This window comes from Cyanobium sp. BA5m-21, from assembly GCF_024346235.1.
GTDB lineage: Bacteria > Cyanobacteriota > Cyanobacteriia > PCC-6307 > Cyanobiaceae > Cyanobium_A > Cyanobium_A usitatum.
This window is the reverse complement of sequence record NZ_JAGQCO010000004.1, coordinates 49,581-67,551: the sequence shown is the minus strand read 5'-3', so window position 1 is coordinate 67,551 and position 17,971 is coordinate 49,581. Positions and strand designations below refer to the sequence as shown.

The window sequence follows — 17,971 nt, the reverse complement described above, 5'->3', positions numbered from 1 at the left end:
CTATTCCTTGAGCACTAATTTCCTTCATGGCTGAGCTGCTAATCACCGGAGGTGCTGGCTTCATCGGCAGCCACAGCTGTCTGGTGCTGCTGGAGGCGGGCCACAACTTGGTGGTGCTCGACAACTTCGACAACAGCTCTCGGGAAAGCCTGAAGCGCGTGCTGGAACTCGCCGGCCCCTCCGCAGCCGGCCGGCTGCAGGTGGTGGAGGGCGACATTCGCTCCGCTGTAGATCTGGAACGGGCCTTCAAGGCGACCCCGGCCGGCCGGCCAATCACAGCCGTGATCCACTTCGCCGGCCTTAAGGCGGTGGGTGAATCGGTGCGAGAGCCGCTGCGTTACTGGGACGTGAATCTCTGTGGCTCGCGCCAGCTACTGGAAGCAATGCAGGGCCATGGCTGCCGCAGCCTGGTGTTCAGCAGCAGCGCCACCCTCTACGGCAAGCCGGAGCTGGTGCCAATCCCGGAAAGCGCACCAATCCAGCCGATCAACCCCTACGGCCACAGCAAAGCTGCGGTAGAGCAGCTGCTAGCCGATCTGGCGGCCAGCGAAGCGGGCTGGCGCATCGCTCGGCTGCGCTATTTCAATCCGGTGGGAGCCCACCCCAGTGGCCGCATTGGCGAGGACCCCAGGGGCATACCCAACAACCTGTTCCCCTTTGTGAGCCAGGTGGCGGTGGGGCGTCGCGACTGCCTGCAGGTATTTGGCGGCGACTGGCCCACCCCCGATGGCAGCGGCGTCCGCGACTACATCCATGTGATGGACCTCGCTGAGGGGCACCGGGCCGCCTTGGACGTGCTGCTGGCCGAGCCCCCCCAGCTGCTCAGCCTCAACCTGGGCAGCGGCCAGGGCCACTCGGTGCTGGAGGTGGTGAGGGCCTTTGAGCTCGCCAGTGGTCGTTCAGTTCCGTACAGCGTTGTAGGAAGGCGAGACGGAGACGCGGCCAGCACCGTGGCCGATCCACGCCTGGCAGCTACACGACTCGGCTGGCGCACCCGCCGCTCCCTGGAGGAGATGTGCCGCGACGGCTGGGCCTGGCAGCAGGCCAATCCCGAGGGTTATGGCAGCTGAAGCAAGGCTGGTGCTCGCCGGTGGCGGCCACAGCCACGCTCTGGTGCTGCGCATGTGGGCCATGAACCAGCAGCGGCCGGCCGCCTGGATCACCCTCGTGAGCCGCCACAGCACCACCCTCTATTCGGGCATGGTGCCGGGGCTGGTCGCCGGTCTTTATGAGCCAGCCGCCTGCGCCATCGACCTGCGCCGCCTTTGCCTGCTGGCGGGGGTGACCTTTGTGCAGGCAGAGATCACGGCGATTGATACCGAGGGTCGGGAGCTGGCACTGGCGGGGCGGCCCAACCTGCGCTGGGACTGGCTCAGCCTCGATGTGGGCGCAGAAACCAGCGCCGTAACCCATGCGGCCATGGCGGTAAAGCCCTTGGAGCCCTTCTTGCTCTGGTGCAGCCAGCCCAAATCAGGCAGCGTCCGCATCCGGGGTGGCGGCGCCGCAGCCGTAGAGGTGGCCCTGGCGCTGCGGGCGAGGGGCCAGCAGCCCAGGCTGCAGCTGCGCGGCAGCCAGCTGAATCTGGGCTCAAAGGCAGCCAACCAATTGGGGCAGCAGCTACTGGAAAGCGCCGGCATTTCCATCGAGGCCAACTGCCCGGATGACGCCGCCGCCGACCTGGCCTGCACTGGCAGCCGCGGACCCCGCTGGCTCACCGCCTCAGGCCTGGCCTGCAACGGCGAGGGGCGCCTGCTCACTGAGGCCAGCCTGCAGGTATGGCGACAGCCAAGGCTGTTCGCCAGCGGCGACTGCGGCGTGATCGCCAGCAGGCCCAGGCCCGCCTCCGGTGTCTGGGCTGTGCGCTGCGCCCAAACCCTGGCCCACAACCTGAAGGCAGTGGTTGCAGGCCGCGAGCTGAAACCCTGGCAGCCCCAGCGCTGGGCGCTGCAGCTGCTGGGCGACGGCAGCAAGCCCAGGCCCCAAGCGGTGGCCTTCTGGGGTCCATGGGCCCTGGGCCCCAGCCCGCTGCTGTGGCGCTGGAAGCAGGCCGTGGATCGGCGCTTCATGGCCGGCTTCAGCGAGCTGAAGGCCATGGGCCCAGATGGGGGCGCAGCGATGGCCTGCCGGGGCTGCGCCGCCAAATTGGCCGCCAGCCCCCTGCAAGACGCCCTGGCACGCAATGGCCTCGGAGGCGGCACCCCGGGCAGCGCCGAGGACGCCGCGGTGATCGCCCAGACAGCCGATGGGTCCCTGCTACTGCAGAGCGTCGATGGCTTTCCGGCGCTGGTGGCCGACGCCTGGCTCAATGCCCGGCTCACCACCCTGCATGCCTGCAGTGATCTCTGGGCCAGTGGCGCCCAGGTGGAAAGCCTGCAAGCGGTGGTCACCCTGCCGGAGCTAGCTACCGCCCTGCAGGCAGATCTGCTCAGCGACACCCTGGCCGGCATCCAATCGGTGCTGCAACCGCTCGGAGCCCGCCTGATCGGCGGCCACAGCCTGGAGGCCCGCGACAGTCAATCCAACCCGGCCAACCCCGCAGGCCTGAGTTTGGTGCTGAGCGTGAACGGCAGGGCACCCGCTGGGCGGCACTGGGGCAAGGGGCCCTTACGCAGCGGCGATGGGCTGGTGCTGTGCCGGCCCATCGGCACGGGGGTGCTGTTTGCCGCGGCCATGGCTGGAGCGGCCCAGCCCCAGTGGATAGACGCCGCCCTAGCCCAGATGCAGCAATGCCAGGCAAGCCTGGTGGAGCTGCTAAGCCGCCGCGGTTGCCGCGCCTGCACCGACGTGACCGGCTTCGGGCTGTTGGGCCATCTGGGCGAAATGCTGGCCGCCAGCCCAGAAAACTGCCACGTGACGCTGGCGGCAGCAGCTATACCGGCCCTGCCCGGGGCCTTATCCCTGCTGAGCGCAGGCTGGGCCAGCAGCCTGGCCCCTTCTAATGCCAGCGCCCTGGTCTTACTGGAGGAGCGGATTCAACTCCAGGGGCAAACCGATGCAGCTCATCAAGCCCTGCTGATTGATCCCCAGACCTGCGGCCCGCTGCTGGCGGCGATTCCAGGCGACCAGCTGGCAGCAGCCCTTAGCGATCTGCAGCAGGCAGGCTTTGGCGAAGCCGCTGTGATCGGCCGGGTGCACACCTAAACGACGACGCGCCGAACCGCCAGCGAGAATGGGGGATCTGCGAGACCGGCATCTTGTCTGCCCTCACCCGCTGCCTGGAGGAAGAGGCTGCTGCCATAGCTGCTGCTGCCCAGCGCCTCAGCAGCAGCCAGGTGGAAGCCGCTCTGGAACTGCTGGAGGGGTGCCGCCAACGCCGGGCCAAGCTTGTGCTTACCGGCGTGGGCAAGAGCGGCATCGTTGCCCGCAAGATCGCTGCCACCTTTTCTTCAATCGGCCTTACGGCCGTATTTCTCAATCCGGTCGATGCCCTGCACGGCGATCTCGGCATCGTGGCGGCCGACGACGTCGCCCTGCTGCTCTCGAACAGCGGTGAAACAGAGGAGTTGCTGGCGATCCTGCCCCACCTGCGCCGCCGCGGCACGGCCCGGATCGCCCTGGTGGGCCGCCTGGCATCCAGCCTGGCTACTGGCTGCGATGTAGTGCTGGATGGCTCGGTAGATCGGGAGGTTTGCCCGCTAAACCTGGCTCCCACGGCCAGCACGGCGGTAGCTATGGCGATTGGCGACGCCCTGGCGGCAGTGTGGATGGAGCGGGCAGGCATCTCGCCCGAAGACTTCGCCATCAACCATCCAGCCGGCTCCCTAGGCCGCCAGCTCACCCTCACCGTGGCCGATCTGATGGTGCCGGCAACAGCGCTGGAGGGGCTCTCTCCCGAGGCACCCCTGGCCGAGGTGATCGGCCGGCTCACCGAAGGCAGCAACGGCAAAGGCAGTCTTGGGGCCGCCTGGGTGCGGGCCAGCGCAAACCCCGAACTGATGGCCGGGCTGATCACAGACGGCGACCTGCGCCGCAGCTTGCAGCACCATGCCCCCGAGGAGTGGGCTGACCTCCGCGCCGGCTCCATGGCCACTGCTAACCCGATCACGGTGACGCCAGAGGTGCTCGCTGTAGAAGCTCTAAAAGTGATGGAACGCAACCCCCACCAGGCAATTTCGGTGCTGCCAGTTGTGGATCCCGCCCAGCCTCGCCTGTTGCTGGGCCTGCTACGGCTGCACGATCTGGTGCAGGCTGGTTTTACCACCAGTACCGCCGCGGAGCGCCCATGACGGCCATTCCCTTCACCTTGATCGCCGGGCCCTGTGTAATCGAAAGCCGCGATTTGGTGCTTCAGATCGCCGAGCAAGTGAGCACGATCTGCGCTCGAGTCGGCATCCGCTACATCTTCAAAGCCAGCTTCGACAAAGCCAACCGCAGCTCCGGCAAGTCGTTTCGCGGCCCGGGCCCCGATGAGGGGCTGAAGATCCTGCAGGAGGTGGGCCAGAGCTTCGGGGTGCCCGTGCTCACCGACATCCACGAGAGCTGTCAGGCGGCGGCAGCGGCCCAGGCTGTGGATGTGCTGCAGATCCCCGCCTTCCTCTGCCGTCAGACCGACCTGCTCGAAGCCGCCGCCAAGGCCGTGGCCGGCACCAGCAAGGTAGTGAACGTCAAAAAGGGGCAGTTTCTGGCGCCCTGGGACATGGCCCAGGTGGTGAACAAGATGCAGGAATGCGGGCTAGATCCCGCCAGCGACCGCCTATGGCTCACCGAGCGAGGCACCAGTTTTGGCTACAACACCCTTGTGGTCGATTACCGCAGCTTCCCCCAGCTCCAAGCCCTGGGTTGCCCGGTGATCTTCGATGCCACCCACGCCGTGCAGCAGCCTGGCGGCCGTGGCACCAGCACCGGCGGGCAGCGGGAGTTTGTGGCACCGCTTGCCAGAGCTGCAGTCGCCGTGGGGGTGGACGGTTTGTTCATGGAGACCCATCCAGACCCCGACAACGCCCTCAGCGACGGGCCGAACATGGTGCCGCTGCACCGGCTCGAAGCCCTGCTCAGCCAGCTGCTGGCCCTGCGTCAAGTAGTGGCAGCGGGTGTGGCCCCAAGCAGCCTGTGATCCGCCAGCTGCTGCAACGAACCCTGCTGCGGCGCCGGGATCTTGCGGCGATCGAACTGCTGGTTTGTGACGTTGACGGTGTGCTCACCGATGGCGGTTTGCACTACGACGAGCAGGGCCAGGTGGTGAAGCGCTTCGACGTGCGCGACGGCCTGGCGATCCGGATGCTGCAGCGAGCAGGCATTGAGGTGGCCTTTCTCAGCGGCGGACGCAGCGGCGCCATCGAGCAGCGGGCCCGACATCTGCACGTCAATCACTGCCTGGTGGGCGTCGGCGACAAGCTCAGCGCCCTAAGCCAGCTCCAGGCCCATCTGCAGCTGGAGCGGCAGCAAACCGCCTTCATCGGCGACGACCTCAACGACCTAACAGTGCGCCCGGCTACGGGTCTGCTGATCTGCCCCGCCGACGGCGCCCGGGGCCTGCGCCGCCAGGCCGACTGGGTGCTGCGCCGCCGGGGGGGGGATGGGGCCGTGCGTGAACTAGCTGAAGCCCTGCTGCAGCAGCGGGGGCTGTTGCAAAGCCTCAACCGTGAGGGCTGGCGAGAAGGCAACTCCTAAACCGCCGCCAACCCAGCGCGAGCAATGGTCCGGGCCTGCTCCAGCTGCTCCGGGGTATCCACTGAGAGGCAGTCCTGCGCCACCTCGTAGGTGAGCAGGGGAATGCCGGCGTCGACAAGCCGCAACTGCTCCAACTTCTCCAGGTCTTCGAGCAGGGAATGGGGCAGCGCTGCCCAGCCAGCCAACACGTCGGCCCGATAGCCATAGAGGCCCACATGGCCCCAATAGATGGTGTGCTGAGCCCACTGCTCAGGCGGCACCCCACGCAAATGGGGCAGGGCACTGCGGGAGAAGGTGATAGCGCGACCGTCGCGGGCCCGCAGCACCTTCACCACATTGGGATCGTGCAACTTGTCAGCTGTGAGGGGGTAGACGGGCGTGAGCACCGGCGGCCGCTGCAGCTGGGCAAACTGAGCCGCCATCGCCTCGATGATCGCCGGATCCAGCAGCGGCTGGTCGCCCTGCACGTTGATCACCAGGGTTTCATCAAAATCAGAGGCCCCGCCCCCCGCGGCAGCCACCAGCTCCGCCACCACGCTGGCCAGGCGTTCACTGCCCGAGCTGCAATGGGGCGAGGTCATCAGCACCGGAAAGCCCCAGCCTTCGGCAAAAGAGCGCACCTGATCGCTGTCTGTGCACACAACCACTGCCGCCAGACCCTTGGCCTGCCGGCAACGCTCCAACACATGCAGGAGCATGGGCTTGCCGGCAATATCGGCGAGCAGCTTGCCTGGCAGCCGCGCCGATTCCAGCCGGGCCGGTACGGCCACCACCACTCGGGGAGCAGACATCTGGTCAGTCATCCGCCCACGCTAACGAGGGGTCTGCGGCACTCAGATCCGCTCCAAGCGCAGCCGCTCGGCCCGCAGCTCCCTCAGCCTCTGGCCCAACTCGGGCCCTTGCCGCATGCCAGCTGCCAGCAGATCAGCGGCGGTGAGCTCGGCCTTGACCTGGCGCCAGCGCAGCAGCCACCGCAGCAGGGGCCGGCGCGGGCCACTGCCACAGGCCAGGGCCAGGGCCACCGCTTCTGGACTGCAGCCAGAAGCCTCCAGCAGGGCGCACCAGTGCTCGGGCAGCGCCGGAGAGCCCTCCAGCTGCTGCTCCACCAGCCGGCGCCGCAACTCCAACCATTGCGCTAGCAGCCGGTGCTGACGGTGGGGCAACTGCAGCCGCTCCGCCAGGGCGAGGGGTTGGCGCGCTCCCGCCACCAGGGCCACCAGCAGCGGCAACCCCAGCCGAACAGCCCAGCGCAGCCGCCGCGGCCACTGCGTATCCGCCTGCAGCTCCGGATCAAGCAACGCCAGAGCGCCCCAGCGCTGCAGTGCTCCCAGAGCTGCCAGCCAGGGCTCGCGCTCCAGCAGCAACTCCAGCTCCATCCGCAGGCGCGTGCCCAGGGCTGACGGCGCCTCAGCCGGCGGATCACCCTGCCGCCACGGCCATGGCCACTGCGCCAGTGTGGCTGCAGCCTGATCGGCGCTAGCCCCGTCAAGCTCCAGCCCCAGCCGAGCCGCATAGCGGGCGCCGCGCACCAGCCGGGTGGGATCGTCGCGAACGCTGCCGTGATGCAAAAAGCGCAGCTGGCGCAGCTCCAGATCGGCCTGGCCTCCATGGGGATCGAGCAGGGTGCCGCTGACCAGATCCAAGGCCATGGCGTTGATGCTGAAATCACGCCTGGCCAGGTCATCGGCCATAGAGCCGAAGCTCACCTGAGGATTTTCAGCTGGCACCGGGTAGGTCTCGCAGCGGGCGGTGGCCACATCCAGCAGCACCTGCTGGCCGTCCAAGTTGAGTTCGAGCTCAACTGTGCCGTAAGCGCCGTGCTCCTGGCAGCGCTGCACCACACCCTCACCCAGCTGGCCAGCCAAGGCGTCAACCAACTCCTTAACCAGCTCTGAAGCCCGGCCCTGCACCACCAGGTCCAGATCGGGCAGCCCCCGCCAGGGATCGTTATGCACCCGGTGCAGCAACAAATCCCGCACCCCTCCACCGACCAATGCCACCGGCCCAACCCCTGACCGGCTCAGGGCTGTCAGCAGGGGCGCTGGAATGCCAGGGATTTCCACCTAGACGGGCTCGATCGGCGCCAGGCGCGGGTCAAGGATTTTGGGCCCCATCCCCTGAAATTTCACAGCAATCGACACCTTCTCACCACTGCCAAACAGGTGGGTCACCTGACCTTCGCCAAAGCTGCTGTGCCGCAGCCGGTCCCCCACCGCCCAGCTTTTGGCAGCCGCCCGGCGCCGCACCGCATTGGCGGGAGCACCGGCCGCACCGCCGCCAGCCACCTGGCGTGAATCCTCGCGATCCACTCGGGTGAGCCGATCCAGGCGCTGCTCACGGCGAATGGAAGCTCCACCGCTATGGGGAATGTCCCCCTGGATCAGGGCGCTGGGCAGCTCCGAAAGAAACACCGAGGGCACCGCCGGCTCGCGCATGCCACCCCAAAGCCGCCGCTCACTGGCATGGGATAGAAACAGCCGCTCTTTGGCCCGGGTGAGGCCCACGTAGCAGAGGCGGCGCTCCTCCTCGAGAGCCGAGGGGTCTTCCAAGGAGCGATAGCTGGGGAAGAGACCCTGCTCCATTCCCACCAGATACACCACCGGAAATTCCAAGCCCTTACTGGCATGCAGGGTCATCAGGGTGACGCGATCCTGCTCGGTGTCCTTGCTATCAGCGTCGCTGGCCAGGGCCGCCGAAGCCAGGAAATCCTCCAGGGAGCCCTCCTCGTTTTCCTCCTGGTATTGCAAGGCAGCATTCACCAGCTCATTGAGGTTGCGGCGCCGGTCTTCGGCTTCATCGGTGCCTTCGGTGATCAACTCAGCCACGTAGCCGCTCTGCTCTATCACCCGCTGCACCAATTCAGAAGGGGCGATGTCTTGAGCACAGGCCTGGAGGCCGTTGATCAACTCGCAAAACTGCAGCAACCCCTTGGCCGAGCGGCCGCCCAAAGAACGCACTGCTTCTGCATCACGGACCACTTCCCAGAGGGGAATGCCGAGCTGGTTTGAGGCGTCGGTGAGTCGCTCGATCGTGGTTTTACCGATGCCGCGCTTGGGGGTATTGAGCACCCGCAACAGACTGACGGTGTCGGCGGGGTTGACCAGCAGCTTGAGGTAGGCGAGCACATCCTTGATCTCGCGCCGGTCGTAGAAGCGCAGCCCCCCCACCACGATGTAGGGGATGCCCCAGCGCACCAGCGACTCCTCCATCGCCCGGGACTGGGCGTTGGTGCGATAAAGCACGGCCATATCGCCCCAGCTGAGATCGGGGTGGGCGGCTTCAAGCATGCGCATGCGGTGCACCACCGCCTCGGCCTCGGCGATCTCGTCATCGCAGCGGGTGAGGGAGATCAATTCGCCCTCACCTCGGGTGGGGCGCAAAACCTTATCGATCCGCTCGGAATTGTGGGCGATCAGGGCATTAGCCGCCTCCAGAATCGTGGCAGTGGAGCGGTAGTTCTCCTCCAGCTTCACCATCGTGGCGGTGGTCTCACTGGCGGCCCCGTCACCGAAGTCGTCCTGAAAGCCCATCAGGATCGTGAAATCGGCGGCGCGGAAGCTGTAGATGCTCTGGTCGGCGTCACCCACCACAAACACCGAGCGCCCATCCCAGTCGTCGTAGTCGGAGGGTTCTCGACCGTTGGTCACCAGCAGCTTGATCAGGTCGTACTGGGTGCGGTTGGTGTCCTGGTATTCATCCACCAGCACATGACGAAAGCGCCGGTGCCAGTAGTCGCGGATCTGCTCGTTCTGGCGCAGCAGTTGCACGGGGAAGAGCAGCAGATCATCGAAATCGAGAGCGTTGTTGGCGGCCAGGGCGCGCCGGTAGCGCCGGTAGGTCTCCGCCATCAACTTGCCCCGCTGGCCGCCGGCATCGGCTTCAAGCTGCTCGGGCATCCAACCCTGGTTCTTGGCGTTGCTGATCGCCCAGCGCACCTTCTTGGGCTCAAAGCGCTTGGGATCTAGCTGCAGCTCCTGGGTGACGATCTCCTTAATCAGGCTCTGGACGTCGTTCTCGTCGTAGATCGAGAACTGGCGCGTCCAGCTGAGTCCTTCGGGATCCTTGAACTTGTCGATGTCGAAGCGCAGCAGCCGGGCAAACAGGGCATGGAAGGTGCCGATCCACAGCTCCTTGATCACCTCGCGGTAGATGCGCGAGCGCAGCTGGCGCTGCTCCACCGCCGGCAGGGTGCTCCAGGGCTGGCCGAACTGGCTCTGGGCCAGCTTCTGGGCCAGCAGCAGCTCCAGCCGCTCCTTCATCTCGCGGGCCGCCTTGTTGGTGAAGGTGACGGCGAGCAGATGGGCCGGATCGGCGCCGTGGTGGCCGATCAGGTGGGCGATGCGGTGGGTGAGGGCGCGGGTTTTGCCGCTGCCCGCACCTGCCACCACCAGCAGCGGACCGGTGTGGTGGTCCACCGCCTTGCGCTGGGCGTCGTTGAGGCCGGCTAGAAATGCGCTCATTCCTGAGACCCTAGGCAAGGCGACGGGCCAACCTCTGCCGCCAGCGCTCCAAGCGCAGCTGGAGCAGAGAAGGGGGCCGCAGGGGCGGCTCACCGGCCTGCAGCCGATCGATGTGGATGTTGATCGCCTCCAGGGCCTGGCGCCAGCGCTGGCGCAGCCGCGGTTCACTGAGCTCATCAAGCAACTCTTCCAAGCGGCGTGGCGCAGGCAGCCAGGCGGCTGGATCGGCCACCGCCGCAGCGATCCGCTCCCCGTCGGCGGCCAGGCTGCCCATACCGATCTGATAGGCCAAGCCCCCGGGGTCCAGGTTGTCAGCCAGGGCGTGGTTGAGGCTGCTGAATAGCACGCAGCCACAGGCCAGGGCCTCGATCGGCGGCAGACCAAAGCCTTCGCTCACACCACTGCAGCGCCAGTGGTCTGCGGAGTCGTAAACCACCACCTTGGCGCTGTTGAACAGCCCCACCAGATCTTCCACCCAGCCGTCCTGCACCAGCACCGTGAGCCCGCGGGCCCGCAGGGCTGGCACCAGCTGCTCCAGCACGTAGGTGCTGGTCTTGCGCCGCTGGATCAGCACATCAATCGAGCGGCCGCTCGGCGCCGGCTCAGCGCCGCAGTTGTGGGGGCGATCACCGCGGGCGATCCAACTGGCCTCCAGGGCGTTGGGCACCAGGAACAGCGGATTGCGGCTGGCCCATTGGCCCCAGTAGCCCAGGGTGTTGCGACTCACTGCCAGCACCGGCACCCCGGGGGGCAAGCGGAAGCCGTAGCCGCTGCTATGGGCGTGGTAGGCCACCGGCCGGCCCCGCAACGCCCCCAGCTGGCGCGGCACATCAAAGCCCCAGCTCACGATCCACAGGGAGTCGGTGGCGGCAGGGCTGCCTAGGGGTTCAGCATGTAGCAGATCACCCAGGTAGGGCAGTCCAGGCTCCCGCTGCCGATAGGTGACCAGTTGTGTTGGCACCAGTTCGGCCAGCAGCCGGGCCGTCTGCTGCTCCACCAGCAGGCCACCGCAGCGGTAGCGACCGCTGGTGCCTGGCACCAAAAAGCGAAGGGGGCGCAAGACACTCAGAGGCTGCGGCCCGCCAACTCTGGCTCAGGCCGCCGCCACTTCCGTGCTGCCCGAACGCTGACGCCGGGTAAGGAAGCCAAACAGAACCTTGCCAATAGCGGCGATCAGATTGCCTTCCAGTTCCTGGAACATGGTCATGTTCAGGTGGAAGGCGTGGTTGGCCTCCTCCACAATGCGATCGGCCATGGCTTGGTCGATCGGCAGGGCGTCGAGGGTGGTGCGGTAGTTGGCCTTGAAGCCCTTCTCATCGGGAATAGCCGCGAATTCGTAGAAACGCAGGCCATCGTGCTCGCCCAGGCTCATCGCCTTCTGGGCGATGTTCTTGAGGATCTGGCCGCCAGAAAGATCACCTATGTAGCGGGTGTAGTGGTGACCCACCAGCAGCTCCGGGCACTCCTGAGCCACCTGGTGCAGCCGCTCTACGTATTGCTGGGCTCCAGGGGTGGGTTGGACCGCATTACGCCAGTCGCCACCGAAATAAAAGGCAAGATCCTGCTCGAGACTTTCGCGCCGGTTCAGCTCTGGGAAAGCCACTGGGCCCACCACCGGATGCTCCCTAAGCCGGCCAAACTCCTCCTCCATGGCCGAGTACACGAAATAAAGGTCGGCCACCAGGGTGCGGTAGCTGGCCTTATCCACCACCCCCTTGAGGAAGCAGCTCACGAAGCCGGTGTTCTCCGCCATCGTGTGGGCCTTTTTGGTGCCTTCACGCAGTTGGGAGGCAAGGGCGACGGGCATCTGACGGGAGCGTTGTACGGGCGAGGCGCCAAGTTAGGCGGGAGTTTTACCGGGGCGCCTGGCAAGGTTGCGAAGGGTTACGCCGCCAGGTTCTGATCGGCCTGCTCGGCGCCACCGAACAGATCAAACAGCTCCCGGGAAAACTGCTGCAACTTCTGCGCCACCTCGGCCTGGGGCAGATGACTGCCTGACGGCTGCCAGTCGCCCACGGTGGCCAGCCGCCAGCGCTCGCTCTCGTAGGTGAGGCCCCGGATCGTCACCCCCAGCAGGCGAGGGCGTTCAGCCCTGCTCCGCCCCGGGGCCCCGTCCAGGCGCAGCTGCACCAGAAAGGAGCGGCACTGGCTGCGGGGACTCCAGCCCGGTAGGTGAAAGGAGAGATCCAGGCTCTCCTGCTCGGCAAAGGCACGGGTCAGCGCGTCGTCGCGCCAGGGGGTGAGGTTGGCTCGGGCATCGGGGAAGTGGACGCGAAACAGACTCGCCGCCGCCGCGATTGCCTGGGCAAGTTCAAGGGATCGGGCCTGATCGGCGGCATTCATGCCGTTTCCCCTGAGTAGAACCGCAACATGCTTAAAACCTAGGCTCGCCACACCGATAAGGCCGATCCGGTCTGTAACAGCCCATGGCAACCCTTAGCGCCGCCAGCTTTGAGAAGCTCACCACCCCTGCCAGCGGCACCGCAATTCGCTTCGAAAACGGTCAACCGATCGTGCCCAACGATCCGATTGTTCCCTTCATCCGCGGTGATGGCACGGGCGTAGACATCTGGCCCGCCACCCAGAAAGTGCTAGACGCGGCGGTAGCCCAGGCCTACGGCGGTGAGCGCCGAATTGAGTGGTTCAAGGTTTACGCCGGCGACGAGGCCTGCGACCTCTACGGCACCTATCAATATCTGCCGGAAGACACCCTGAGCGCCATCAGGGAGTACGGCGTGGCGATCAAGGGGCCCCTCACCACACCGATAGGCGGAGGCATCCGCTCGCTCAACGTGGCCCTGCGCCAGATCTTTGATCTCTACTGCTGCGTAAGGCCCTGCCGCTACTACGAGGGCACCCCCAGCCCCCACAAGCGGCCGCAAGACCTAGACGTGATCGTCTATCGCGAAAACACCGAAGACATCTACATGGGGATCGAGTGGGAAGCCAACGATCCGGTGTGCCTCGATCTGATCAAGCACCTCAATCAAGTGGTGATCCCAGCCAACGGCAAGCTGGGCCAGCGCCAGATTCCGGTGGGCTCCGGCATCGGCATCAAGCCCGTGAGTAAGCACGGCAGCCAGCGCCACATCCGCAAGGCGATCCAGCACGCCCTGCGCCTGGAGGGCGACAAGCGCCACGTGACCCTGGTGCACAAGGGCAACATCATGAAGTTCACCGAAGGTGCCTTCCGCGACTGGGGCTACGAGCTGGCCAACACCGAATTCCGCGATGTCTGCATCACTGAGCGGGAGAGCTGGATCCTGGACAACGTCGAGCGCAATCCCGGCCTGAGCATCGAGGCCAATTCCCGCATGATCGAGCCCGGCTACGACAGCCTCACCCCCGAGAAGAAAGCCGCCATTGATGCCGAGGTGCAGGGCGTGCTCAATGCCATCGGCGCCAGCCACGGCGGTGGTATGTGGAAGCAGATGGTGCTTGTCGACGACCGCATCGCCGACAGCATTTTCCAGCAGATCCAGACCCGCCCCGCCGACTACTCGATCCTCGCCACCCTCAACCTCAACGGCGACTACATCTCCGATGCCGCCGCAGCCGTGGTGGGCGGCCTGGGCATGGCCCCCGGCGCCAACATCGGCGACAACGCCGCCATCTTCGAGGCCACCCACGGCACCGCTCCCAAGCACGCCGGCCTTGATCGCATCAATCCCGGCTCGGTGATCCTCAGCGGCGTGATGATGCTCGAATTCATGGGCTGGCAGGAGGCCGCCAACCTAATCACTGCGGGCCTGAGCGCCGCCATCGCTAATGGCGAGGTGACCTACGACCTGGCCCGGCTGATGGAGCCTGCTGTGGAGCCGGTGAGTTGCAGTGGCTTTGCTGATGCTGTGATCCGCCACTTCGGCGGATGAACACCGACCCCTGCGTGCACTGCGGCTTCTGCCTGCCCACCTGCGCCAGCTACCGGGTGCTGGGAACGGAGATGGATTCACCCCGGGGCCGCATCTACACCCTCAAGGCGATCGCCAACGGTGAACTGAGCCTCGATGCCACCGTGGCGAAGCACTTCGACAGTTGCCTGGGCTGTCTCGCCTGCGTCACGGCTTGCCCCTCGGGGGTGCGCTACGACCAACTGATCGAGGCCACGCGCCCCCAGCTCAACGCGCCTGAGCTGCGCAGCTCCGCCCAGCAGGCATTTCGCAAGCTGCTGTTTGCCCTGCTTCCCTACCCTGCGCGACTTCGGGCCCTGCTCACGCCGCTGCGCCTTTACGCCGGCACCCCCCTGCAGGCCCTGGCCCGCCGCAGTGGGATCACCCGCCTATTCGGCCCCCAACTGGAGGCCCTCGATCAGCTGCTACCTCCCTTGCCGCCAGCCAGCTTCCGCGACGACTTCCCCCTAGTAGTGCCCGCCCAGGGTCCTCGCCGCGCCCGGGTGGGGTTGGTGCTGGGCTGCGTCCAGCGTCTATTTGATCCAGCCGTGAACCAGGCCGCCGTGCAGGTGCTGAGCGCCAACGGTATCGAGGTGGTGATTCCGCCCAGCCAGGGCTGCTGCGGCGCCGTGACCCACCACCAGGGAGAACTCAGCCAGACCAACGAGCTGGCAATCGGCTTGATCCAAAGCTTCGAGGCCGTAGTGGGCCCAGGCAAGCCCGCCGGGGCCGGGCCTCTCGACGCCGTATTGGTGGCAGCTTCCGGTTGCGGCCACACCATGAAGGCCTACGGGCGGCTCACCGGCAGCAGCTTCTCCGCCCCGGTCGCGGATATTCAGGAGTTCCTCGCCGAGCTCGGCCTAAGCCAGCCATTCCTCGCCGCCCTTAAGCCCCTTACCCACGCTGACGGCGAGCCAGCCAGCGCCAAACGCCCGCTCCAACTGGCTTATCACGACGCCTGCCACATGCTGCACGGCCAGGGCATCAGCAGCCAGCCCCGGGCCCTGCTCAATGCCATCCCCCACATCCAGCTACGCGAAGCGACGGAAGCGGGGGTGTGCTGCGGCAGCGCCGGCATCTACAACCTGGTTCAGCCAGAAGAGGCCGCCGCCCTTGGGCAGCTCAAGGCCAAAGACCTGGCTGGCACCGGTGCCGAGCTGGCTGTTAGCGCCAACATCGGCTGCAGCCTGCAGATCCGGCGCCACCTGCAGGAGCTGCCCCAGCCGATCCCGGTGCTGCATCCGATGCAGTTGCTGGAGCAGAGCTACAGCGGTTGAGCCAACCCATCCCCGACCAGCAGCCAGTCAATAAGGCCCCTAAAGGCCGCCTGCTGAACATTCTGGGAGTGGGTTTTGGCTTGGCCGGTGCCGTGGGCGGCACGATCGGGGCCGGCATCCTGCGCACTCCGGGCCTGGTGGCAGCCCAATTGCCCTCAGCGGAGCTGGTGCTGGCCGCCTGGCTGGCCGGCGGGCTCTATGCGCTGGTGGGGGCGGTGTGCCTAGCCGAATTGGCGGCAGCCTTACCGAAGGCCGGCGGTTGGTATGTCTACGCCGAGCGGGCCTTCGGCAAGCGCGTGGGCTTTCTGGTGGGCTGGACCGACTGGCTGGCCCATTGCATCGGCCTGGCCTGGGTGGCCACCACCGTGGGGGAATACGGCCAGGCCTTGCTACCCGCCGCGATCCCCCAGGGGCCCTACACGGCCCGAATCCTGGCGCTGCTAGCCATCGGCCTGTTCAGCCTGATTCAGCTGCGAGGGCTGCGCGCCGGCAGCGCCAGCCAGGAATTACTCAGCCTCGCCAAGGCGGTTGCCTTTCTGGCCCTGGTGGCGGCCTGCTTCCTGCTGCCCATCCAGGCGGCACCCCCCATCGCGCCACCACCGCATGCGCCCATCGCGATAGCGGGCTGGCGGAGCCTGAGCCTGGCAGTGGTGCTGGCCCTACAGGCAGTGATCACCACCTACGACGGCTGGGCCAGCCCCGTTTATTTCGCTGAAGAATTCAGCGAGCCGGGGCGAGATCTGCCTCGCTCCCTGATCGGCGGGGTTCTGGCGGTGCTGGTGCTTTATCTGCTGATCAACCTGGCACTGCTGCATGTGCTGCCAATCGCCCAGCTGGCCAGCTCAAACCTGCCGGCGGCCGCCGCCGCACGCGCCCTGGCTGGGCCGCTGGGTGGCCTACTGATCACCGCGTTAGCGCTGGTGTCCCTGCTGGGCCTGATCAACACCGTGGTGATGGCCGCCCCGCGCATTTTGTTTGGTCTCAGCCGCGACGGCCTGCTACCGAGCTTTGTTGCCCAAGTGAACGGGGGCGGCACCCCAAGCGCGGCCCTGCTGCTCACCAGCACGGCCGCCGCGGCCCTAGTGCTGGCAGGCTCCTTCGAACGGCTGCTGACCATGGGCGCCGTGCTCTACGTGAGCCTGCCGCTGGCGGGCATTGCCTCCCTGGTGACCCTGCGCCAGCGGGAGCCGGAGCTGCCCCGCCCCTTTCTCACCTGGGGCTATCCCGTGTCCCCCTTGCTGATTACGGCGGTATCCCTGGCCTTCCTTATGGGCAGTACGGCCAACGACTGGCTAAGCAGCCTTGCCGCCATAGCCCTCGTGGCCACGGGCTACGGCGTCTGCCTGTTGGCGGAGCGACGACCCTTAGCAGAGGCAACGAGTTAATCCGCGCTTTCCAAGCCTTCCATCCAGCGCCAGGCAAGCCGCAGCGTGTCCCCATCACCGAGGTTGCCGGGGAAGGTGAGCACCGGCAGAGGCTCTGGCAGATCAGCCAGCACCAAGGAGAGCCCAGGCAGCAGCTGTCCTTTCAACTCGACCGCCGCCAGAGCCAGACCATCGGCCAGCAGGGTGTGGGTGGTGATGCCCCCCTTGCTGATCAGGTAACCCAACTGGGGGGCCAGGGCAGCAGCCAACCGGGCCATTAGCGCCGCCAGAGCGTCGCCTAAGCGGCGGCGCTGCGCCACTGATGCGCACTGGAGCTCACCCCGGCTGGTGTAGAGCACGGGCGTTTGCCCCTGGGCCAGCACCCTCCGCAACTGAACCAGCCAGTCGGCCTCCAGGGAAGCCAGCACGGGCTTCGGCAGGGGGCCTTCCAGCAGCCGCGCCAGCTTGGCGACGGGCAGCTCCAGTCCCACGCAGCGGGGCTCCGTCAGCAGCTGGGTGAGCTGGGCATCAGCCAAGGGCACATGAGAGCCCACCAGCACCAGCCCTGGCTTGGGGCGCCGCAACCGGACCAGGGCCGCTCCAGCCAGGGGCTGGGGCGGCAAAGCCGCTAAGGCCTGGATCCAACTGGCCGCCGACTGGGACAGCACCGGCAGAGGCCAAGCCTGGCGCACCACCTGGGCCAGGGCGGTCAGTTGCTCAGGTCGCTCCCCGTCAACGGCTACCACGGGCCTGCCATCTAGGGCCGCCAGTCGCTCCGCCAGGGCCTGGCCGCCATCGCCAGCGGCGTAATCCAACTCGGCGCCCGACAGACGCTGGACCTGGTGAGCGGCGATACGGCCCCCACTTTTTTCCTCCACCCAAACCGGTAGATCGCTGCTGGCGTAGCCAAACAGGCGGTCGCGGGCGAAGGCGGTTTCGTGCACGGGCTGGCCGTGCAGGCGATGCACCCCGTCCACGGTGGTGCGGCCCCCCTCAAAAAAGGCCGGGATCAACAAGGTGGCCGCAAAGGGGCCGAGCTCGGCCGCTATCACCTCCACCTCCAACGGGAAGTGACCCCGCAGGGTGGAGTCGCCGCGACTCACCAGCCACCAACGCTCAATGCCTGCCAGGGGCAGGGCCGCGGCTAGGGCCCGGCAGATCTGGCGCACCCGCTCCGCGGCTGCTTCCGGCGCCAGGGCCCGGGTGTTAGCCAGCAGAAACAGCAGCGGCGAAGGGTGCCGCAGCCCCGCCGCCAGGGTGGCGGCATCCCAGCGCAGCAGCAGCGGGCAGCTGTGCACCGTCTGGGAGCCGGTGGGGTCATCGTCGATGACGATGATTTTGGAGGAGGCGGCCATGGCACCATCGTGCCG

Annotated in this window: 15 protein-coding genes; 8 read left to right on the top strand and 7 right to left on the bottom strand. The window is 66.7% G+C overall.

The features are described 5' to 3' along the window. Window positions 1-26: 26 nt before the first annotated feature. Genes galE through KBY72_RS02295 form a run of 5 tightly spaced genes read left to right on the top strand, consistent with a single transcriptional unit; the run spans window position 27 to window position 5,610 of the window. On the top strand, window positions 27-1,070 hold the full coding sequence (galE, locus tag KBY72_RS02315; protein ID WP_254960356.1) for a UDP-glucose 4-epimerase GalE: 1,044 nt from the start codon (window positions 27-29) through the stop codon (window positions 1,068-1,070). Continuing rightward, a complete protein-coding gene (selD, locus tag KBY72_RS02310) occupies window positions 1,060-3,141 on the top strand; it encodes a selenide, water dikinase SelD (RefSeq protein ID WP_254993008.1) in 2,082 nt (693 codons plus the stop codon). The genes galE and selD overlap by 11 nt, the downstream gene beginning before the upstream one ends. 53 nt (window positions 3,142-3,194) lie before the next feature. Beyond that, entirely contained in the window at window positions 3,195-4,226 is a 1,032-nt protein-coding gene (locus KBY72_RS02305) for an SIS domain-containing protein (protein WP_254960354.1), read from the top strand. Then, entirely contained in the window at window positions 4,223-5,053 is an 831-nt protein-coding gene (gene kdsA, locus KBY72_RS02300) for a 3-deoxy-8-phosphooctulonate synthase (RefSeq protein WP_254960353.1), read from the top strand. The genes KBY72_RS02305 and kdsA overlap by 4 nt, the downstream gene beginning before the upstream one ends. Beyond that, entirely contained in the window at window positions 5,050-5,610 is a 561-nt protein-coding gene (locus KBY72_RS02295) for a KdsC family phosphatase (RefSeq protein ID WP_396121814.1), read from the top strand. The genes kdsA and KBY72_RS02295 overlap by 4 nt, the downstream gene beginning before the upstream one ends. On the opposite strand, the gene kdsB is transcribed toward KBY72_RS02295, so the two are convergent. The 6 genes from kdsB to KBY72_RS02265 form a co-directional block, all read right to left on the bottom strand. Next, window positions 5,607-6,401 (bottom strand): 3-deoxy-manno-octulosonate cytidylyltransferase, encoded by a 795-nt coding sequence (gene kdsB, locus KBY72_RS02290; RefSeq protein ID WP_254960352.1) that lies wholly within the window; start codon window positions 6,399-6,401, stop codon window positions 5,607-5,609. The genes KBY72_RS02295 and kdsB overlap by 4 nt on opposite strands. A gap of 42 nt (window positions 6,402-6,443) precedes the next feature. Continuing rightward, window positions 6,444-7,610: a CCA tRNA nucleotidyltransferase gene (locus KBY72_RS02285; RefSeq protein ID WP_315859513.1), complete on the bottom strand. Its 1,167-nt coding sequence runs from the start codon at window positions 7,608-7,610 to the stop codon at window positions 6,444-6,446. Window positions 7,611-7,673: 63 nt separating this feature from the next. Next, on the bottom strand, window positions 7,674-10,070 hold the full coding sequence (locus KBY72_RS02280; RefSeq protein ID WP_254960350.1) for a UvrD-helicase domain-containing protein: 2,397 nt from the start codon (window positions 10,068-10,070) through the stop codon (window positions 7,674-7,676). A gap of 10 nt (window positions 10,071-10,080) precedes the next feature. Next, window positions 10,081-11,130 (bottom strand): glycosyltransferase, encoded by a 1,050-nt coding sequence (locus KBY72_RS02275; RefSeq protein WP_254960349.1) that lies wholly within the window; start codon window positions 11,128-11,130, stop codon window positions 10,081-10,083. Window positions 11,131-11,163: 33 nt separating this feature from the next. Continuing rightward, window positions 11,164-11,877 carry a heme oxygenase (biliverdin-producing) gene (locus tag KBY72_RS02270; RefSeq protein ID WP_254993005.1) on the bottom strand — a complete coding sequence of 238 codons (714 nt, stop codon included), beginning with the start codon at window positions 11,875-11,877 and terminating at the stop codon, window positions 11,164-11,166. A 77-nt stretch (window positions 11,878-11,954) separates the two neighbouring features. Then, window positions 11,955-12,413, bottom strand: coding sequence for a hypothetical protein (locus tag KBY72_RS02265; protein WP_254932123.1), 459 nt, complete (start codon window positions 12,411-12,413; stop codon window positions 11,955-11,957). A gap of 83 nt (window positions 12,414-12,496) precedes the next feature. Here KBY72_RS02265 and KBY72_RS02260 point away from each other — a divergent pair, with 83 nt between their 5' ends. From KBY72_RS02260 to KBY72_RS02250, 3 genes are read left to right on the top strand one after another with little or no spacing between them, the layout of a single operon-like run. Continuing rightward, window positions 12,497-13,942, top strand: a complete 1,446-nt coding sequence (locus tag KBY72_RS02260; RefSeq protein WP_254993004.1) for an NADP-dependent isocitrate dehydrogenase — start codon at window positions 12,497-12,499, stop codon at window positions 13,940-13,942. Next, a complete protein-coding gene (locus KBY72_RS02255) occupies window positions 13,939-15,237 on the top strand; it encodes a (Fe-S)-binding protein (protein ID WP_254993003.1) in 1,299 nt (432 codons plus the stop codon). Before KBY72_RS02260 ends, KBY72_RS02255 begins: the two co-directional genes overlap by 4 nt. Continuing rightward, complete coding sequence (locus tag KBY72_RS02250) at window positions 15,234-16,622, top strand: APC family permease (protein WP_254993002.1); 1,389 nt, start codon at window positions 15,234-15,236, stop codon at window positions 16,620-16,622. The genes KBY72_RS02255 and KBY72_RS02250 overlap by 4 nt, the downstream gene beginning before the upstream one ends. Here KBY72_RS02250 and KBY72_RS02245 read toward each other — a convergent pair. After that, entirely contained in the window at window positions 16,619-17,956 is a 1,338-nt protein-coding gene (locus KBY72_RS02245) for a four-carbon acid sugar kinase family protein (RefSeq protein WP_254993001.1), read from the bottom strand. The two genes, KBY72_RS02250 and KBY72_RS02245, sit on opposite strands and share 4 nt — an antisense overlap. Window positions 17,957-17,971: the final 15 nt, after the last annotated feature.